Annotated in this window: 16 protein-coding genes; 13 read left to right on the plus strand and 3 right to left on the minus strand. The window is 69.8% G+C overall.

Translation table 11 applies throughout. The features are described from left to right. Positions 1-31 precede the first annotated feature (31 nt). Positions 32-688 (plus strand): TetR/AcrR family transcriptional regulator C-terminal domain-containing protein, encoded by a 657-nt coding sequence (locus ACWDZ6_RS13295; protein ID WP_451502916.1) that lies wholly within the window; start codon positions 32-34, stop codon positions 686-688. A gap of 183 nt (positions 689-871) precedes the next feature. Here ACWDZ6_RS13295 and ACWDZ6_RS13300 read toward each other — a convergent pair whose 3' ends face one another. Beyond that, on the minus strand, positions 872-2,203 hold the full coding sequence (locus tag ACWDZ6_RS13300) for an alpha-2,8-polysialyltransferase family protein (RefSeq protein ID WP_451502917.1): 1,332 nt from the start codon (positions 2,201-2,203) through the stop codon (positions 872-874). After that, a complete protein-coding gene (locus tag ACWDZ6_RS13305) occupies positions 2,203-3,186 on the minus strand; it encodes a glycosyltransferase family 2 protein (protein ID WP_366730115.1) in 984 nt (327 codons plus the stop codon). The genes ACWDZ6_RS13300 and ACWDZ6_RS13305 overlap by 1 nt, the downstream gene beginning before the upstream one ends. 188 nt (positions 3,187-3,374) lie before the next feature. Here ACWDZ6_RS13305 and ACWDZ6_RS13310 point away from each other — a divergent pair, with 188 nt between their 5' ends. From ACWDZ6_RS13310 to ACWDZ6_RS13365, 12 genes are all read left to right on the plus strand, one after another. Next, entirely contained in the window at positions 3,375-4,769 is a 1,395-nt protein-coding gene (locus tag ACWDZ6_RS13310) for a DUF6716 putative glycosyltransferase (RefSeq protein ID WP_451502918.1), read from the plus strand. Between the two features lie 50 nt (positions 4,770-4,819). After that, on the plus strand, positions 4,820-6,145 hold the full coding sequence (locus ACWDZ6_RS13315) for a cytidylyltransferase domain-containing protein (protein ID WP_451502919.1): 1,326 nt from the start codon (positions 4,820-4,822) through the stop codon (positions 6,143-6,145). A gap of 13 nt (positions 6,146-6,158) precedes the next feature. Further along, entirely contained in the window at positions 6,159-7,082 is a 924-nt protein-coding gene (locus ACWDZ6_RS13320; RefSeq protein WP_326652131.1) for an N-acetylneuraminate synthase family protein, read from the plus strand. Between the two features lie 132 nt (positions 7,083-7,214). Then, a complete protein-coding gene (locus ACWDZ6_RS13325; protein WP_451502920.1) occupies positions 7,215-8,330 on the plus strand; it encodes a hypothetical protein in 1,116 nt (371 codons plus the stop codon). Positions 8,331-8,697: 367 nt separating this feature from the next. Continuing rightward, positions 8,698-9,921, plus strand: a complete 1,224-nt coding sequence (locus ACWDZ6_RS13330) for an amidohydrolase (RefSeq protein ID WP_451502970.1) — start codon at positions 8,698-8,700, stop codon at positions 9,919-9,921. 220 nt (positions 9,922-10,141) lie between these two features. Further along, positions 10,142-11,185, plus strand: coding sequence for a BMP family lipoprotein (locus tag ACWDZ6_RS13335; protein WP_389174511.1), 1,044 nt, complete (start codon positions 10,142-10,144; stop codon positions 11,183-11,185). Between the two features lie 238 nt (positions 11,186-11,423). Beyond that, positions 11,424-12,974: an ABC transporter ATP-binding protein gene (locus tag ACWDZ6_RS13340; protein WP_451502971.1), complete on the plus strand. Its 1,551-nt coding sequence runs from the start codon at positions 11,424-11,426 to the stop codon at positions 12,972-12,974. Beyond that, on the plus strand, positions 12,971-14,083 hold the full coding sequence (locus ACWDZ6_RS13345; RefSeq protein WP_451502921.1) for an ABC transporter permease: 1,113 nt from the start codon (positions 12,971-12,973) through the stop codon (positions 14,081-14,083). Before ACWDZ6_RS13340 ends, ACWDZ6_RS13345 begins: the two co-directional genes overlap by 4 nt. Next, positions 14,083-15,345, plus strand: coding sequence for an ABC transporter permease (locus tag ACWDZ6_RS13350; RefSeq protein WP_451502922.1), 1,263 nt, complete (start codon positions 14,083-14,085; stop codon positions 15,343-15,345). Before ACWDZ6_RS13345 ends, ACWDZ6_RS13350 begins: the two co-directional genes overlap by 1 nt. Continuing rightward, on the plus strand, positions 15,342-15,734 hold the full coding sequence (locus tag ACWDZ6_RS13355) for a cytidine deaminase (RefSeq protein WP_451502923.1): 393 nt from the start codon (positions 15,342-15,344) through the stop codon (positions 15,732-15,734). The genes ACWDZ6_RS13350 and ACWDZ6_RS13355 overlap by 4 nt, the downstream gene beginning before the upstream one ends. 111 nt (positions 15,735-15,845) lie before the next feature. Beyond that, entirely contained in the window at positions 15,846-17,123 is a 1,278-nt protein-coding gene (locus ACWDZ6_RS13360) for a thymidine phosphorylase (RefSeq protein WP_389174523.1), read from the plus strand. A 61-nt stretch (positions 17,124-17,184) separates the two neighbouring features. Beyond that, a complete protein-coding gene (locus ACWDZ6_RS13365) occupies positions 17,185-17,469 on the plus strand; it encodes an STAS domain-containing protein (RefSeq protein ID WP_451502924.1) in 285 nt (94 codons plus the stop codon). A 20-nt stretch (positions 17,470-17,489) separates the two neighbouring features. Here the strand turns inward: ACWDZ6_RS13365 and ACWDZ6_RS13370 are convergent, their stop codons facing one another. Then, on the minus strand, positions 17,490-18,488 hold the full coding sequence (locus tag ACWDZ6_RS13370; RefSeq protein WP_451502925.1) for a sigma-70 family RNA polymerase sigma factor: 999 nt from the start codon (positions 18,486-18,488) through the stop codon (positions 17,490-17,492). Positions 18,489-18,540 lie beyond the last annotated feature (52 nt).

Here is an 18,540-nt window from a genome sequence, read left to right on the forward strand (position 1 = left end):
AGTTGTCAAGGGCGGCGGGTAGGTTGGCACCGTGGCTACGGAACGACTCGACCGGATCCGGGTGGCGCGCGCCGCCCTGCGCCTGCTCAACGAAGTGGGACTCGAAGGGCTGACGCTGCGCGCCATCGCCAAGGAGCTCGACGTCAAGGCCCCGGCCCTGTACTGGCACTTCAAGGACAAGCAGGCGCTGCTCGACGAGATGGCGACCGAGATGCTCCGGCGGATGGCGGCCGATCTGCTGGCGGCGGAACCGGCCGCCGACTGGCGCGAGAGCCTCGCCGCGGCCATGCGCGGACTGCGCGAGCATCTGCTGCGCTACCGCGACGGCGCCAAGGTCTACAGCGGCACCCACTTCACCGACATCAGCTACGCCGCTCCGATGGAGGCGCATCTGCGCATCCTCACCGGTGCGGGCTTCACGCCGGGCGCGGCGGCCCGCGCCTGGTTCACCGCGTACAGCTACACGATCGGCTATGTGATCGAGGAACAGTCGATCCGGCCCGACACGGCGAACGGGGCGGAGGGGTACGACCTGGTGGCCCGGGCCGAGCGGCTGGCGGAGTACCCCCTCGCGGTGGCCGCTGGGGAGGAGATCTTCCGCGGTTACGCCGCGGGGTTCGAGGCGGGGCTCGCGGCGGTGGTGGCGGGGATCGAGCAGGTGCTGGCCCCTTCGGAGCACCCGTCCTGACCGGGGGTCTTTTCCCCCTGCCCGCCCCTTCCCGTAAGCCGTGTCCTCAATCGCCGGACGGGCTGCAATGCAGCCTCTCCGGCGATTGAGGAGCGGGGCTCGGGGCGGAGCCCCAAGAGGAGCCTCGCCGGCCTTTGAGGCGCGGGGTCCGCGCGCGGGGTCAGCGGCGCGGAGCCCCAGGGGTCACCCGAGCGCCACCCGCTTCAGGCGGCGCGCCCTCCGCACCATCCGGCGTACCGTCGCGTTGCGCGGCACCGGAATGCCGCCCGGCAGCCCGAGCACCGTGAGTCTGCGGCGCTTGAAGTAGCGCCAGGTGCGGTTGTTGAGGTTGCGGCCGAGATAGCTCTCTGCCGCCGCCCGCAGATCCGGCCGCAGCTGCGGCTGCATCGCGAAGCCGACCGCGCTGACCAGACCGGTCAGTGTCTCGTCCGCCTCCTTGGGCGCACCGGCCGCGCCGTCGGCGAGATCAGGCAGCAGCGCGTCGACGATCGTCACCGGCACCCGGTTGCTGTTCTGGTACGGCGTGAGCCGGTCGAGGAGCGACTGAGTGCCGATCCGGGCCACGGGAATGCCGTAGAACGTGCTCGCCGTGAGGAGCGCGGTCGAGAAGCAGCCGGCGACCAGCGCGGGTCGCAGCCGGCGGTAGAGCACTTCGGCGATCAACGGCCGGTCCAGGACGGTCAGTTCGGCGTCCAGAGCCGCCGCCTCGCGCTCCAGCGTGCGTGTCCAGGAGGCCGGCGCGGTGGGGTGCGGCTTGAAGACGATCCGGCGGTGGCCCAGCGCGACGGCGCCCCGCACCATCCGGACGTGGAGATCTTCCTCCTCCGCGGGCGTGATGATGCCCAGCGCCGCCAGATACTGGCCCAGCAGCAGCGCCGGGCCCTCGCCCTCGGCGGACACCGCGTCGGACGCGGGGTCCGTCACGCCGTCGGAGAGCTCGGCGACCACCTTGACGAAGGCCTCCGTCGGAACGATCCGCGGCTCGGCCCCGAACTCCACCAGCAGCAGCGGCTTCAGGCCCGGTACCAGATCCAGGTGGAACAGCCTGCGTACGCGCTCGCCCACCAGCGGGTCGATCTTGCTGCGGGTGGGGCCGTAGCTCATCAGCCCGTCGGCGTAGACATCGAGCGCCGCGTCCGGGAAGAGCTGCGCGACCGCGAGCGCCGGGTTGACCTGGATGGACTCGACGGCCAGCTCGATCCGGTCGTCGCCGAGGTCCCACAGCAGCCGCAGATGGCGCTCCCACAGCGGCGCGTCGTCCGGCCGCGGGGCCCAGCCGCCCGGGTGGAAGGGGGAGATGGCCTCGTTCCAGGAGAGCACGCCGTCGAAGCGCCCGCGCAGCCGCTCGAAGCCGGGCATCTCGTCCAGCGCCGGCGAGGTCTCCGGCGTCGTGGCGTTGTTGGCGACCAGCAGCAGCCGCCGGTCCGCGGGCGCGAAGCAGCCGCTGTCCAGCGCGGCGGCCAGTGTGGCGGCCCCGTACAGCGAGGACGCGAGGAAGATCTGGGTCGTACGCATCAGGCCGCGGCCTCCGCGGAAACCGGGGCGAGGCGGCGGCGCAGCCTGCGCAGACGTGACGCACGCTCGGTGTCCATCGAGTCGAGCGCGTCCTTCAGAATTTCCTGCGGCATCCGCTTCAGCGCCGCCGCACTCATCGCACGCAATTTCCGCGCCACAGGTGGTTCGAACCTCTCTACTGATCCCAAGTGGTGGGAAATAACCGCGCAGTACGTGCGTACGGCTTTTGGCAGCAGTCGTTCGGAATCCGGATCCTTCGCCGTTTCTTCGAGCACCTGGTCGAATGCGCGAATGAAATCGAGCTGCCGGATGTCGCCGATCTGAGTGAGTGATGAAGCCACTCCGCGCCGGTAGAAGATTCCGAGCCGGCTGACCGCCGCGAAGGATTCCGCCTCGCGGTGCAGCCGCCAGATCCACGGCCGGTCCTCGGCGGTGCGCAGCCCGTGCGTGAAGTGCAGCAGCCCGCGCTCCGCGAGCCGCCGGTGGTACATCCCGGCCCAGGCGAAGGGGTAGTCGACGCCGGTGGAGCGGTCGGCCGGCAGGATCGCGTCGCGGGGCCGCAGCACCTCGCCGCGCCGGCCGACCGGGACGCGATGGACCGTGCGGGCCCTGGCCGTGCACTGCACATGGTCCGTACGGACGAAGTCGCAGCCCAGGTCCTCGATGGCGGCGAGCAGCTGCTCGAAGTGGCCGGGGGCGAGCCAGTCGTCGCCGTCGAGGAAGGCGAGGTACTCCCCGGTCGCGGCGTCGAGGCCGGTGTTGCGTGCGGTGGCGAGTCCGCCGTTCTGTTCATGTCTGATCAGGCGAGCACCCGGAACCTCGCGCTCCGCGCGCTCGAGGATCTCCGGTGTCCCGTCCGTCGAACAGTCGTCGACAAGCAGGAACTCGAAGTCCTCACGGGCGTTCGCCTGGAGGCTTCTGAGGGTGTCGGGCGCGTATGTCTGCACGTTGTAGAACGGCACGATGACGGAGAGCTTAACCACCCGCGTGACGCTAGGGCCGACACCCGGCATTCGTACCGACGCCGGGAGAGATGGCAGGTGAACGCAGAGCGGCGACTTTGTTAACCAGGTTGATTCAGGGGCCCTATCGCCAACCGTAGACGCGCTGTTAACCAGCTGTTGCGGTCCAGTTGGGCCGTCAAACGGAATGCCTTTCTAACGTCCTCGGCGTGCCATCAAGTACCAGCGAGGCCGTACGGGTCGCCGTACTCGCCGACTCCGACACCCGGTGGAAATGGGGCGCCCTCACCGCGCGCCGTATCGCCGCGCAGTACGTCCCGCAGTACGTCCCGCGCGACTCATCGGGTTCCGCCGGCCCACGGAATTCGCGCGGCGCCGTCGATTGTGCCGACTCCGTCGAGCTGAGCGGCTTTCTGCTGCGCGGCCGGGCCACCCCGACTGCCCGCCAGCTCGCCGAGGTCGGTGTGCGCGCCGACGAGCTGCGCGAGGTGAGCGGGCACGAGTTCCTGCGGGCGATGAACGACGAGCAGTACGACGTGGTCGTACTCGCCCTCGTCGGTGGCGCGGTCCAGGCCATGCTGCACGGACTGGCCGCGCTCCGGCTGCCCCGCCGGCCCGTCGTCGTCACCGGCTATGTCGGCGTCGTCTACGAGAAGCTCGCCGACGGACTGCTGCTGCGGCACGGCGCGGACGTCGTCCTCGCCAACTCCCGCCACGACGCGGACCGATTCCGCGCGGTGTACGAGGGAGTGGGCGGCGACCCCTCGTCCGTCACCGAGGCCGCGCTGCCCTTCCTCGGCGGCGCGCCCTACGAGGCACGGAACGGGCGCGACACCGTCGTCTTCGCCGCCCAGCCCTCGGTGCCCGAATCCCGCGCCGACCGCACCTATCTGCTGCGCCGCCTGGTCGAGCACGCCCGTCTCCACCCGAGCCGCGAGGTGCTGCTGAAGCTGCGCTCCAGGCCGGGCGAGCACACCACGCACCTCGAGGAACTCCCGTACCAGAAGCTCGCCGACAAGCTGCCGGGCGGACTGCCGCCCAACTTCAAGCTGGTCTACGGGCACATGGGCGACGTCCTCGACCGCACCGACCTGCTGGTCACCGTCTCCTCCACCGCCGCCCTCGAATCGCTGCACCGGAGCATCCCCACCGCGGTCCTCACCGACCTCGGTGTGCGCGAGGCACTCGGCAACCACCACTTCCTCGGATCCGGGCTGCTGACCTCCTGGGACCGGCTCGACGGCGGACACCGCCCCGCGCCCGACGCCGACTGGCTCGCCCGGCAGGGCGTGGCCGCGGACGGCGCGTACGACACCGCCTTCGACGCGGCCCGCAAGCGCGTCGCCGAGCTGCTGCAGAGCTCCGGACTCCCGCCGCTCGCTCCGTACTACACGTCCGCCACCGCGCCGGGCTATCTGCCCGGCATCCTCGCCCGCCACCACCTCGGCCCCGACGGCACTCCGCTGCCGGGCGCGGCCCCGGCCACCGAGATCACCGGCGTACGGCGTGTGGTGCGTGAGGCGGTACGGAACGCGGCGCGCGGCGCGTACCGCCACGGCGTGCAGCGCGTCGCCCCGATCATCCGCCGGATGGGCGAGCTGTGACCCGCGGGCGCCCCTGCGCCTCACCTCAACTCCCGTACTCAGGAGCTCAGATGACCGTACTCGCCGTGATCCCCGCCCGTGGCGGCTCCAAGGGCGTCCCGGCCAAGAACCTGGCCCCCGTGGGCGGAGTGCCGCTCGTCGCGCGCGCCGTGCGCGAGAGCCTCGCCGCACCGCACGTCACCGATGTCGTGGTCTCCACGGACGACGCGGACATCGCGGAGGCGGCCCGGCACGCGGGCGCCCAGGTGGTGCTGAGGCCGGCCGCGATCGCGGGGGACACCGCGACCAGCGAGGCGGCGGTGCTGCACGCGATGGACGCGTACGAGGCGATGCACGGCACGCAGGTGGACGTGGTCCTGCTCATCCAGTGCACCAGCCCGTTCCTGGCGCGCGAAGACGTCGAGGGTGTGGCGGCGGCGGTCCTCGAAGGCGGCGCGGACAGCGCGGTGACCGTCGCCCCCTTCCACGGCTTCGTCTGGCGCGAGCAGGACGGCGAGGCCGAGCAGAGCACTGCCGCGGCCATCGGCGCCCAGCGCGTCGGCGGCTCCACCGCGCTGCTCGTCGACACCGGCCGGACCTCCGGCTACGGCGTCAACCACGACGCGTCCTTCCGGCCGCGCCGCCAGGACCGGCCGCAGGACTTCCTGGAGACCGGGGCCGCGTACGCCATGTCCGCCACCGGATTCCGCGAGGCCGGCCACCGGTTCTTCGGCCGTACCGCGCTCGTGAGGACCGACCCCGCGCGCGTCCTGGAGGTCGACGACCCGCACGACCTGGCCAGGGCCCGGGCGCTGGCGCCCCTCCTCGACACCCCCGCGCTGCCCACCCGCGAGGACATCGACGCCGTCGTGCTCGACTTCGACGGCACCCAGACCGACGACCGGGTGCTCATCGACTCCGACGGGCGCGAGATCGTCGCCGTGCACCGCGGTGACGGCCTGGGCATCGCCCACCTGCGCAGGTCGGGCCTGGAACTGCTGATCCTGTCCACCGAGCGGAACCCGGTCGTCGCCGCCCGCGCCCACAAACTGCAGGTCCCCGTCCTGCACGGCATCGACCGCAAGGACCTCGCACTGAAGCAGTGGTGCGAGGAGCGCGGGATCGCGCCGGAGCGGGTGCTCTACGTCGGCAACGACGTCAACGATCTTCCGTGCTTCCACCTCGTCGGCTGGCCCGTGGCCGTCGCGAGTGCACACGGTTCCGTACGCGCGGCAGCGCGTGCCGTCACCACCAGGCCCGGCGGTGAGGGGGCGATCCGCGAGATCGCCGCCTGGCTCCTCGGCCCGACGCTCAACACCCCTGAAATCACCCCCGAAAACACCCCTCAAGACACCACCGACACCCCTGCCACCCCCCACAACTCCCCCGAGAAGTAAGGAACCACCCCTCATGAGCACGTCCCGTCTGCGCACCCTCGGCACCAAGACCGCGGGCCCCGGTCACCCCGTCTACGTCACGGGTGAGATCGGCATCAACCACAACGGCGACCTGCACAACGCCTTCGCGCTCATCGACGCCGCCGCCGACGCCGGCTGTGACGCCGTCAAGTTCCAGAAGCGCACCCCTGAGATCTGCACCCCGCGCGACCAGTGGGACATCGAGCGCGACACCCCCTGGGGCCGGATGACGTACATCGACTACCGCCACCGCGTGGAGTTCGGCGAGGACGAGTACCGCAAGATCGACGAGCACTGCAAGAAGCGCGGTATCGACTGGTTCGCATCGCCGTGGGACACCGAGGCCGTCGCCTTCCTGGAGAAGTTCGACGTCCCCGCCCACAAGGTGGCCTCCGCTTCGCTGACCGACGACGAGCTGCTGCGCTCCCTGCGCGCCACCGGCAAGACGGTCATCCTCTCCACCGGCATGTCCACGCCGAAGCAGATCCGGCACGCGGTGGAGGTGCTCGGCAGCGACAACATCCTGCTCTGCCACGCCACCTCGACATACCCGGCGAAGGCCGAGGAGCTCAACCTCACCGTCATCAACACCCTCCAGGCCGAGTTCCCGAACGTCCCGATCGGCTACAGCGGCCACGAGACCGGCCTGCAGACCACCCTCGCCGCTGTCGCGCTCGGCGCCGCCTTCGTCGAGCGCCACATCACTCTCGACCGCGCCATGTGGGGCTCCGACCAGGCGGCCTCCGTCGAGCCGGGCGGTCTGCAGCGCCTGGTCCGCGACATCCGCACCATCGAGACCGCGCTCGGCGACGGCGTCAAGAAGGTCTACGAGTCGGAGCTCGCCCCGATGAAGAAGCTGCGCCGGGTCGCGGGCGTCGTCGCCGAGGCCGGCGACCGTGAGCCGGCCGCGGTCTGACATGCCTGCCGCCGTGCTCTGCCTTCCCAGGGGCCGAGGCTCCCGAAATCCGCTCCATGGCGGGCTCCGGGACTTCGGGTCGCACAAGCAGGCCGGCCGTCAGGCCGGCCCGGCATCACGAGGTGAACTTCAGTGAATCTCGCCTTCGTCGAGAGTCCGGTACAGCTCCTGAACGTCCTGGAGTGGGCCCACGCACGGCCGGGTGCGCCGCAGACACTGAGTGGTGTCCCGGCACAGCCGTGCGGCCGTGCGAGGACGGGCCGGGCCGGGTCGCCGGGGGCAGGGCCGCACAGAGCGGCCACCGACCTCACCGTCGTCGTTCTGTCGCCGACCGATCCCATGTCGCGGGGCCAGCTGCGCCGGATGGCGGAGCTGGCCCGCGACGAGGGGTACGCGGTGCGCTGGCAGGAGGCGCGCGGCAGGGCGGGTGCGCCGCTGAAGACGTTGCGCGAGCTGGGCCCGATGCTGCACCGCGCCGAGCGCATCGTCATCGGGGACCCGTTCTCCCGGTATGTACAGCTGCTGCTGACCCTCGTCCGCAGCAAGGATCTGACCGTGGTCGACGACGGCACGGCCACCATGGAGTTCGTCGCGCAGCTGGCACACGGCGAGAAGCTGGTGCGCTGGCACCGGCGCGGCAGGAGGGGCCCCCGCGAACTGGTCCTCGCGCCGGTCACCTTCCTGGCGCGGCGCCGGCTCACCCCGTCCAGGACCCGCAACGTCGAGGTGTTCACCTCGATGCCGGTCGAGCCGCCGCCCGGCGTCACGGTCACGGCCAACCGGTTCGCCTGGACCCGCTCCCGCTTCGGCCCGCCCAGGATCACCCGGGGCGCCGACCTCGTCGGCACGTCACTCGTGGAGACGGGCGTCGTCGACCCGGACCAGTATGTGGAGGCCGTCCGCGCCCTGGCCCGTACCCACGGCGCCACCCGCTACTTCGCGCACCGCCGCGAGAGCTCGGAGAAACTCCACCGCCTCGCCGTCGAGACCGGCCTGGAGATCGTCCGCCCGGACCTGCCGCTGGAACTGATCGCCCGCCGGGGCCCCATCGGCGGCACGGTCCTCAGCTTCCCGTCCACCGTGGTCCACACGCTCCCGCTCGCCCTCGCGGGCACGGGGGTCAAGGTCGCGGTCTGCGACATCGCCCCGGGGTGGCTCAGGGACGGCGCGTCCCCGCGGGCCCAGGGATTCCTGGCGGGGGTGACGGGGACGGCACGGGATGTGCAGCGGCTGCCCGCTCCGGCGTGAGCGGGCCGGCACTGACTCGGCCGGCGCCGTGACTCGGTCGGCACTGTGACTCGGTCGGCCCTGTGACTCCGTACCTGGCGCCGTGACTCCCTTGGCGGAGAGCGGTTGCATGTCCTGGATGCCTCCAAGTAGAGGACAATTGGCTGCAACTGGTTCGTCACGGAGTGAGCCTCGGATCGCGGAAAATCCTTGGCTCTTCGGGGATCGCCGGTCGACTTCCGGTCGAGAAGAGAAGTGAGCTTACCCACATGAGTGGACAACCATGCACCTCGCGGCCATCTTTCCTTACCCTATCGGGCTGATCTTTCGTTGATCGGTGGTCGGTCGGGGCATGCCTGGGCCTACTCTTCAACAGGTGAACCAACTGATGTCCCGCGAGTCCGAAGCCGAACAGCCCGGCGGGGCCGTACCGGCCGGCACGCTGTCCGAGTCCTTGCGCGCCGAACTGGTCGAGTTCCGCCGCGACTTGCATATGCACCCGGAGCTCGGCAACCAGGAGTTCCGTACCACCGCCGTGCTCAAGGCCCGCCTCGAGCAGGCCGGCCTCGAACCCCGGGTGCTCGCCACGGGTACCGGACTCATGTGTGACATCGGTTCCTGGGACGGCGTACGTCCCCTGTTCGCGATCCGCGCCGACATCGACGCGCTGCCCATCCCGGACACCAAGGCCGGCGTGCCCTACCGCTCCACCGTCCCGGACCGGGCGCACGCCTGCGGGCACGATGTCCACACGACCACCGTCCTGGGTGCGGGCCTCGTCCTCGCCGAGCTCGACCGGCAGGGGCTGCTTCCGCAGCCGGTCCGGCTGATCTTCCAGCCCGCCGAGGAGGTGCTGCCCGGCGGCGCGTCCGACGCCATCGAGTCCGGCGTACTGGACGGCGTCGGCAAGATCATCGCCGTGCACTGCGATCCCAAGGTCGACGCCGGAGTCATCGGTCTGCGGCAGGGCCCCATCACCTCCGCCTGCGACCGGCTCGAGATCACCCTCGACGGCCCCGGCGGCCACACCGCCCGCCCGCATCTGACCACCGATCTGGTCACCGCCGTCGCGAAGGTGGCCACCGAGGTTCCGGCCCTGCTCGCCCGCCGGGTCGACGCCCGCTCCGGGCTCGCCGTTACCTGGGGCCGTATCGAGGCCGGTCACGCCTGCAACGTCATCCCGCAGCACGCCGAACTGTCCGGCACCGTGCGCTGCCTCGATCTGCCCGGCTGGCGCGCCGCCCCCGACCTGGTGCATGCCGCGATCGACGAGATCGCCACGCTGCACCGGGCCAAGTCGCAGATCAACTACATCCGCGGAGTCCCGCCGGTGGTCAACGACCCGGTCGTGACGGAGCTGCTGCGGGACGCGCAGACCGCGCGCAGGGGACCGTACGCCGTGGAGGACACCGAACAGAGCCTGGGCGGCGAGGACTTCTCCTGGTATCTGGAGCACGTCCCGGGCGCGATGGCGCGGCTGGGCGTCCGGACGCCCGGTGACACCGCCCGGCACGATCTGCACCGCGGCGACTTCGACGTCGACGAGCGTGCCATCGAGGTCGGCGTGGAGCTGTTCACGGCGGCCGTGCTGCTGGACGGCCGGCGCAGCTGAGGAGGCATCGCCCGGCCCTGTATCGGGGCCGGGCGGCGCACCGACGTGGGAGTACGTCGAAAAGCCGGGGTCGCTGGGGCGAGCGTGGCTCGTGGCTGGTTCGCGACGATCCGATAACGACTGATGAACAGGTCTTTAACTGACATCTACGCGCGTTACGATCGCCGCAAAACCAGCGCCGGAAGAGGCGCTCTCGGTCAGTCTTGAAGGGACCCTCCTCTTGCGCCGGATCACCAGAATCGCCACCGTGGGCATCGCGTCCGCGGCTCTCGCACTCAGCGCCACCGCGTGTGGCGGAAAGACGTCTTCGGACGCCGCCTCCGACAAGGACAGCGCCGCCATCGCGTACGACATCGGTGGTCGCGGCGACCAGTCCTTCAACGACGCCGCCTACGCCGGTCTGGCGAAGGCGGAGAAGGACCTCAAGGTCAAGGGCAGCGAAGACGAGCCCTCCGAGGGTGAGTCGGACGCCGACAAGGTTCAGCGGCTCACCGAGCTCGCCCGCGCCGGCAACAACCCGGTGATCGGTGTCGGCTTCTCCTACGCCCCGGCCATCAAGAAGGTCGCGCCGAAGTTCCCGAAGACCACCTTCGGCATCATCGACGACACCTCGGTCACCGGTAAGAACATCGCCAACCTCGTCTTCAACGAGGAGCAGGGTTCCTACCTCGCCGGCGTCGCCGCCGCCAAGGCCACCAAGACCAACAAGGTCGGCTTCATCGGTGGCGTCGAGGTCCCGCTGATCAAGAAGTTCGAGGCGGGCTTCGTGCAGGGCGTCAAGGACACCAACCCCAAGGTCACGGTGCTCAAGCAGTACCTGACGCAGCCGCCGAACTTCGACGGCTTCTCCAAGCCTGACCTCGGCAAGGCCGCCGCGCAGGGCCAGCTCGACAAGGGCGCCGACGTGATCTACCACGCCGCCGGTCTCGCGGGCTCCGGCTCGATCGAGGCTGCCGCCACGGCCGGCAAGTGGGCCATCGGCGTGGACTCGGACCAGTACAGCCAGGCCGGTCTGGCCAAGTACAAGGCGAAGATCCTCACCTCGGTGACCAAGGACGTCGCCGACGCGGTCTTCAACCTGATCAAGTCCGTGAAGGACGGCAAGCCGCAGAGCGGCGAGGTCCGCTACGGGCTCGACAAGGACGGTGTCGGCCTGGCCGACTCCAACCCCGAGTACAAGAAGATGACTGACCTCACCGCCGCTGTGGAGAAGGCGAAGAAGGGCATCATCGACGGCACGATCACGGTCAAGACCACGCCGTAAGGCCATTGGCCGGCGTGAGTCCCGGGGCCCGGGAAGGCAGGCGCTGCCGCCTTTCCTGGCCCTCGGGCCGTATTTGGCACCACAACTTCACGATTCGGCAGCGCTACGCGCGTAGACGCCTCATCGGCGCGATAGCTTCGCCCCCGCCCTGCCTCCCGCTCCCGCCCGTCTGCTTCCCGCTCCTTTCCGCCAAGGAGAGTGCGTCATCAACGCGTCCAGCCCGCCCGCCGCTGTAGAACTGCACGGCATCACCAAGCGCTTTCCCGGCGTCGTCGCCAACCACGACATCGACATCACCATCCGCAAGGGCACCGTGCATGCCCTCGTCGGCGAGAACGGTGCCGGTAAGTCGACCTTGATGAAGATCCTCTACGGCATGCAGAAGCCGGACGAGGGCACCATCACCGTCGACGGCGACCAGGTCAGCTTCAGCACCCCGGCCGACGCCATCGCCCGCGGCATCGGCATGGTGCACCAGCACTTCATGCTCGCCGACAACTTCACCGTCCTGGAGAACGTCGTTCTCGGCGGCGAGAGTCTGTACGGCATCGGCAACAAGGCCCGTGACAAGATCCGGGAGATCTCGGACGCGTACGGACTGAATGTGCGCCCCGACGCCCTGGTCGAGAACCTCGGTGTCGCCGACCGCCAGCGCGTGGAGATCCTCAAGGTCCTCTACCGGGGGGCCCGCATCCTGATCCTCGACGAGCCGACCGCCGTGCTCGTCCCGCAGGAGGTCGACGCGCTCTTCGACAACCTGCGCGAGCTCAAGGCCGAGGGCCTGACCGTCATCTTCATCTCGCACAAGCTGGGCGAGGTGCTGTCGGTCGCCGACGACATCACCGTCATCCGCCGCGGTACGACCGTGGGCACCGCCGACCCGGCGAACACCACCACCAAGCAGCTCGCCGAGCTGATGGTCGGCAGCGAACTGCCCTCGCCCGAGACCCGTGAGTCGACGGTCACCGATGTGCCGATGCTGCAGGTCTCGGACCTGCAGCTGACCGCCACCGACCCCGACGGCGTGGTCCGCGAGGTCCTCGCCGGTATCAACTTCACCATTCACAAGGGTGAGGTTCTGGGTGTCGCCGGTGTCGAGGGCAACGGCCAGACCGAGCTGATCGAGGCGCTGATCGGCATGCGCGACCCCGACGGCGGCGTGATCACGCTCGACACCGTGGACATCTCGCACGCCCCGACGCGCAAGCGCCGCGAGGACGGCATCGGCTACATCCCCGAGGACCGGCACCGCCACGGCCTGCTGCTGGAGTCGTCCCTCTGGGAGAACCGCATCCTCGGCCATGTCACCGAGAGCCCCAACAGCAAGAGGGGCCTCCTCGACCTCAAGGCCGCCCGCCGCGACACCGAGCGGATCGTGCGCGAGTACGACGTCCGCACCCCCGGCATCGAGGTCACCGCGGCCTCGCTCTCCGGCGGCAACCAGCAGAAGCTGATCGTCGGCCGCGAGATGAGCCACAAGCCCAAGCTGCTCATCGCCGCCCACCCCACCCGCGGTGTGGACGTCGGCGCGCAGGCGCAGATCTGGGACCAGATCCGGGAGGCCCGTCATGAGGGCCTGGCGGTGCTGCTGATCTCCGCGGACCTGGACGAGCTGATCGGGCTCTCCGACACCCTGCGGGTCATGTACCGCGGCCGGCTGGTCGCCGACGCGGACCCCGCCACCATCACTCCGGAGGAGCTGGGTTCCGCCATGACCGGCGCGGCCACCGGCCATCTCGAAGCACATGACAGCGGCTCCGCCGCGGGCGAAGAGGACGAGGCCCGATGAAGAAATTCGACAAGGACCGGGTGATCCTGGCCCTCGCCGGCCCGGTGCTCGCGCTGGCCGTCGCCATCGCACTCACCTCCGTGGTGCTGCTCGCCTCGGGCCGCAACCCGTTCGAGCCGTACAGCCTGATGATCGAGAACGCCGGGTACGTCGACGTACAGGTCCTGATCATCAACCAGGCCGGTACGTACTACCTGGCGGCCCTCGCCGTCGCCGTCGGCTTCCGGATGAACCTCTTCAACATCGGTGTCGACGGCCAGTACCGGCTCGCCGCGATGGTGGCCGCGCTGGTCGGCGCGCGCATCGACCTGGTGGGCCCGCTGCAGATCGCGCTGATCCTGCTCGTCGCGATGCTGACCGGCGCCTTCTGGGCCGGTATCGCGGGCATCCTCAAGACCACCCGCGGAGTGAGCGAGGTCGTCTCCACGATCATGCTCAACGCCATTGCCACCAGCCTGATCGCCTGGCTGATCCTGCCGGACAACCTCGGTGTCCAGCCGCCCGGCTCCAACGACCTGACCACCGGTGACATCCCGGAGTCCGGCTGGTTCCCGGGCCTGACCATGGGTGACGGCGGCGAGATCTACGGCTTCACGTTCGTCGCCTTCGCGCTCGGCATCGTCTACTGGTTCGTCCTCAACCGCACCCGCTTCGGCTTCGATCTGCGTGCCACCGGCGCCAGTGAGAGCGCCGCCGCGGCCTCCGGTGTCGACGCCAAGAAGATGATCCTCACCGCGATGCTGATCTCGGGTGCCGTCGCGGGTCTGGCCGGTATGTCGACGCTGCTGGGCGACACCCACACGTACAGCCTCAGCTTCCCGACCGGGATCGGCTTCACGGGCATCACCATCGCCCTGCTCGGCCGCAACAACCCGATCGGCATCTTCTTCAGCGCGCTGCTCATCGCCTTCCTGGACAAGGCGTCCGCGACGCTCGACCAGCACGGCTATGAGAGTGAGATCGCCACGATCATGCAGGGCCTGATCGTGATCGCGGTCGTCGTCAGCTACGAACTCGTCCGCCGCTACGGGCTCCGCCGCCAGCAGCAGAAGGTGGGCGACGAGCTCGCCGCGGCAGCCCGCAAGAACCGTGAGGAGGTGGCGGCGTAATGAGCACCAGCACGGTCTCCGCAGTGAGCGCGGCACCCAAGAAGAGCTCCCGACGCAAACTTTCCACCCCCGTCGTCCTGCTGATCATCGCGGGTGCGCTCGCCCTGGTCTCGCTGGTACGCATCATCAGCGGTGCCGAGGACCTCACCTCCGTCGGCCAGGTCTCCGGCGCGCTTCAGCTCGCCATCCCGATCGGTCTCGCCGGCCTCGGCGGTCTGTGGGCCGAGCGCTCGGGCGTGGTCAACATCGGTCTCGAGGGCATGATGATCCTCGGCACCTGGTTCGGCGCCTGGGCCGGTTACCAGTGGGGCCCGTGGACAGGCGTGGCCGTCGGCATCCTCGGCGGTGCGCTCGGCGGTCTGCTGCACGCGATCATCACCGTCACCTTCGGTGTGAACCACATCGTCTCCGGTGTGGCCATCAACATCCTGGCCGTCGGCGTCACCCGCTATCTGTCCAACTTCACCTTCGACAAGGCCCCGGGCGGTTCCTCCAAGCAGTCCCCGAGGATCGAACCGATCACCTCGATCACGATTCCAGGGCTGTCGGACTGGCTGAAGGATCTGCAGGGCAGACACTGGTTCTTCATCTCGGACATCGCCGGTGTGCTCGGCGGGCTGGTGACCAACCTGTCCCTGCTGACCGTCGTCGCGCTGCTGCTGATCCCGGCCACCACCTGGATCCTGTGGCACACGTCCTTCGGTCTGCGGCTGCGCTCCTGCGGTGAGAACCCGGTCGCCGCCGAGTCGCTCGGCGTCAACGTCTACAAGTACAAGTACATCGCCGTCGCCGTCTCCGGCGGTCTGGCGGGCCTCGCCGGCGCCTTCCTGGCCATCGTGTCCACCGGCATCTACCAGGAGGGCCAGACCGGCGGCCGTGGCTATATCGGTCTCGCCGCGATGATCTTCGGCAACTGGATGCCGGGCGGTATGGCGCTGGGCGCCGGCCTCTTCGGCTTCACCGACAGCCTCAAGCTGCGCGGCGGTGCCGAGAACGTCCACGCGATGCTGCTACTGCTGGCGATCCTGCTGGTGCTGGTCGTCATCTGGCAGCTGTACAAGAAGAAGTACGTGCCCGCGGTGATCTCGGCGGCCGCCTCGGCGCTGCTGTTCGCCTGGTACGCGCTGACCAACGAGGTGCCGAGCCAGTTCGTGGACGCCGCTCCGTACATCACCACACTGCTGGTCCTGGCACTCTCCGCACAGCGGCTCCGGATGCCGAAGGCCGATGGCATGCCGTACCGGAAGGGCGAAGGCACGTGACGGCGGCCGTCGACTGGGACGCTCTGCGCGAGCGGGCGCGTGAGGCCATGTCGCACGCGTACGCCCCGTACTCGGGTTACCGGGTCGGTGTGGCCGCGCTCGTCGACGACGGCCGCACGGTCGTCGGCTGCAACGTCGAGAACGCCTCGTACGGGCTCAGCCTGTGCGCCGAGTGCGGTCTGGTCTCCCAGCTGCAGGCGACGGGCGGCGGCCGGCTGACCCACTTCAGCTGCGTGGACGGCCGGGGCGAGTTGCTGGTGCCGTGCGGCAGATGCCGTCAGCTGCTGTACGAATTCGGCGGTCCCGAGCTGCTTCTGGAGACCCCGGAAGGGGTTCTCCCGCTGTCCGAGATGCTGCCGCAGGCCTTCGGGCCCGGGCACCTGCGCTGACACCGCGGCCCTCCCGCCCGTAGCGGGAGGGCCGCTCCTCACTCATATTTTCTCGACTTCTCTATGCGCGTAGAGTCGCGTGTACGCACTTCATTTGCCGGAAGGAATCCCATGGACGCCATCTCCGTCATCCGCACCAAGCGGGACCGGGGCGAGCTGAGCCCGGAGCAGATCGACTGGGTCATCGACGCCTACACACGCGGTGAGGTCGCCGACGAGCAGATGTCGGCGCTGGCGATGGCCATCCTGCTGAACGGCATGAACCGTGCGGAGATCGCCCGCTGGACGGCCGCGATGATCGCGTCCGGTGAGCGCATGAACTTCGACGCGCTCTCCCGCCCGACCGCCGACAAGCACTCCACGGGCGGCGTCGGCGACAAGATCACGTTGCCGTTGGCGCCTCTGGTCGCCGCGTGCGGCGCGGCCGTACCGCAGCTGAGCGGCCGCGGCCTCGGCCACACCGGCGGCACGCTCGACAAGCTCGAGTCCATCCCCGGCTGGCGGGCCCTGCTCTCCAACGCCGAGATGCTGGACGTCCTGGACTCCACCGGCGCCGTGATCTGTGCCGCGGGCGACGGACTCGCCCCGGCGGACAAGAAGCTGTACGCGCTCCGCGATGTCACCGGCACCGTCGAGGCCATCCCGCTCATCGCCTCGTCGATCATGTCGAAGAAGATCGCCGAAGGCACGGGCTCGCTGGTCCTGGATGTGAAGGTCGGCTCCGGCGCCTTCATGAAGAACATCGAGGACGCCCGCGAACTCGCCTCCACCATGGTGGGACTCGGCACCGACCACGGTGTGAAGACCGTCGCGCTGCTCACCGACATGTCCACCCCGCTCGGCCTCACCGCCGGCAACGCCCTCGAGGTCCGCGAGTCCGTCGAGGTGCTGGCGGGCGGCGGCCCCGCCGATGTCGTCGAGCTGACCCTCGCGCTCGCCCACGAGATGCTCAAGGCGGCCGGCATCAAGGACGCCGACCCGGAGAAGGCACTGGCCGACGGTTCTGCGATGGACCACTGGCGCCGCATGATCGCGGCCCAGGGCGGCGACCCCGACGCCACACTGCCCGTCGCCCGTGAGCAGCACGTGGTGACGGCGCCCTCCTCCGGCGTCCTCACCCGCCTGGACGCGTACGACATCGGCGTCGCGGCCTGGCGCCTCGGCGCGGGCCGCGCCCGCAAGGAGGACCCGGTCCAGGAGGGCGCGGGCATCGAGCTGCACGCCAAGCCGGGCGAGACGGTGACGGCCGGCCAGCCTCTGCTCACCCTGCACACGGAGACTCCGGAGAAGTTCGCCTACGCGCTGGACTCGCTGACCTCGGCGTACGACATCGCCCCGGCGGGCACGGAGTTCACCGCGAACCCGATCGTGCTGGACCGCATCGCCTGACGTTATTGCCCCCGGGACGGCCATGGCGATGAGTTATGGCCGCCCGGGGGGTCTGTTGGTTGTGGACGCCACACAGCCGATCGTCGTGCGCATCGCCGGGAGAGTGGCCGCGGCCGATGTGCCGCGTCTGTGCGAGGAGTTGGACGCTCAGCTCATCGGCAGCGATGCCAGGGAGGCGATCTGTGAGGTCGGTGGACTCACTCACACCGATCTGGCCGCTGTGAACGCTCTCGCCCGCCTGCAGCTCACCGCCCGGCGGCTGGGGTGTCGGATCCGGCTGCGCAATGCCGGGCCGGAACTGCTGGCGCTGCTGGATCTGGTGGGGTTCGGCGAGGTTGTCGCTTAGAGGCGGTGGACCAGGGGGTGTCAGCCCGCGGCGGCGTCCTCCGAGTCCAGCCACGTCGGCAACTCGAACAGCGGGAACCAGCGCTTGGTGTCCAGGAAGAAGTCCATCCCGCCGATCATGCCGTTTCTGATCTCCAGGACGATGAGCGCCCACGGCTCGTACCCCTCGCCGGTCCCGCTCGGGTGGTACTGCGCGAACGCCGGCGAGCCGTTGGCCACGGTCGGGACCAGCTTCGAGCCCCGGCAGACCTCGCCGACGCCGAGCATCCAGCCCACGATGTCGTCGTGGCCGCGCAGCCAGAGGTCGTAGGGCGGCATGGACATGGTCGCGTCTTCGTGCAGCAGGGCCGTGAGCGCCTTCATGTCGTAACCCTCGAAGGCCGCGACATAGCGGTCGAGGAGCTTCTTCTGCTCCTCGTCGAGCGGGTCGTCCGCGTCGGTCGACGCGGGCTGCGACTCCGCCAGTGTCGCCCGCGCCCGCTGCAGCGCGCTGTTGACCGAAGCCACCGTCGTACCCAACAGCTCGGCCACCTCGGCGGCCTTCCACGCCAGGACTTCGCGCAGGATCAGCACCGCCCGCTGCTTGGGCGGCAGATGCTGCAGCGCGGCGACGAACGCGAGCCGGATGCTCTCCCGCTCCACCGCGGTCTCGGCCGGGTCGGCGACGGACGGCAGCACCCGCCCGTCCGGCACCGGCTCCAGCCAGGTGATCTCCGGACGGGCGTTGAGCTGTGCATGAGCCACCGGCGTGGCGGATGTGAGGTCCATCGGGCGGGCCCGGCGGTTGCCTGCGCTCAGCATGTCGAGACAGACGTTCGTCGCGATGCGGTAGAGCCACGAGCGCAGCGAGGAGCGCCCCTCGAACTTCTCGAAGTTCCGCCAGGCCCGGACCATCGTGTCCTGGACCGCGTCCTCCGCCTCGAAGGCGGAGCCGAGCATGCGGTAGCAGTAGCCGGTCAGCTCCCTGCGGTGCTGCTCCAGCCTGGAATCCAGGTCCTGTGTCGCTGCCAGATCACTCATAGGGTCCACCCCTGTCGCCCATCGGCCCCAGCCCTTCGGAACCTACAGGAGG

This window comes from Streptomyces sp. NPDC002926, assembly GCF_053591755.1.

What these genes read in the sequence shown, in the direction of transcription:
- ACWDZ6_RS13300 (WP_451502917.1), bottom strand. Translation starts at nt 2,203, where the DNA reads ATGCGTACGACCCAGATCTTCCTCGCGTCCTCGCTGTACGGGGCCGCC.
- ACWDZ6_RS13360 (WP_389174523.1), top strand. Translation starts at nt 15,846, where the DNA reads ATGGACGCCATCTCCGTCATCCGCACCAAGCGGGACCGGGGCGAGCTG.
- ACWDZ6_RS13315 (WP_451502919.1), top strand. Translation starts at nt 4,820, where the DNA reads ATGACCGTACTCGCCGTGATCCCCGCCCGTGGCGGCTCCAAGGGCGTC.
- ACWDZ6_RS13330 (WP_451502970.1), top strand. Translation starts at nt 8,698, where the DNA reads ATGTCCCGCGAGTCCGAAGCCGAACAGCCCGGCGGGGCCGTACCGGCC.
- ACWDZ6_RS13370 (WP_451502925.1), bottom strand. Translation starts at nt 18,488, where the DNA reads ATGAGTGATCTGGCAGCGACACAGGACCTGGATTCCAGGCTGGAGCAG.
- ACWDZ6_RS13350 (WP_451502922.1), top strand. Translation starts at nt 14,083, where the DNA reads ATGAGCACCAGCACGGTCTCCGCAGTGAGCGCGGCACCCAAGAAGAGC.
- ACWDZ6_RS13320 (WP_326652131.1), top strand. Translation starts at nt 6,159, where the DNA reads ATGAGCACGTCCCGTCTGCGCACCCTCGGCACCAAGACCGCGGGCCCC.
- ACWDZ6_RS13345 (WP_451502921.1), top strand. Translation starts at nt 12,971, where the DNA reads ATGAAGAAATTCGACAAGGACCGGGTGATCCTGGCCCTCGCCGGCCCG.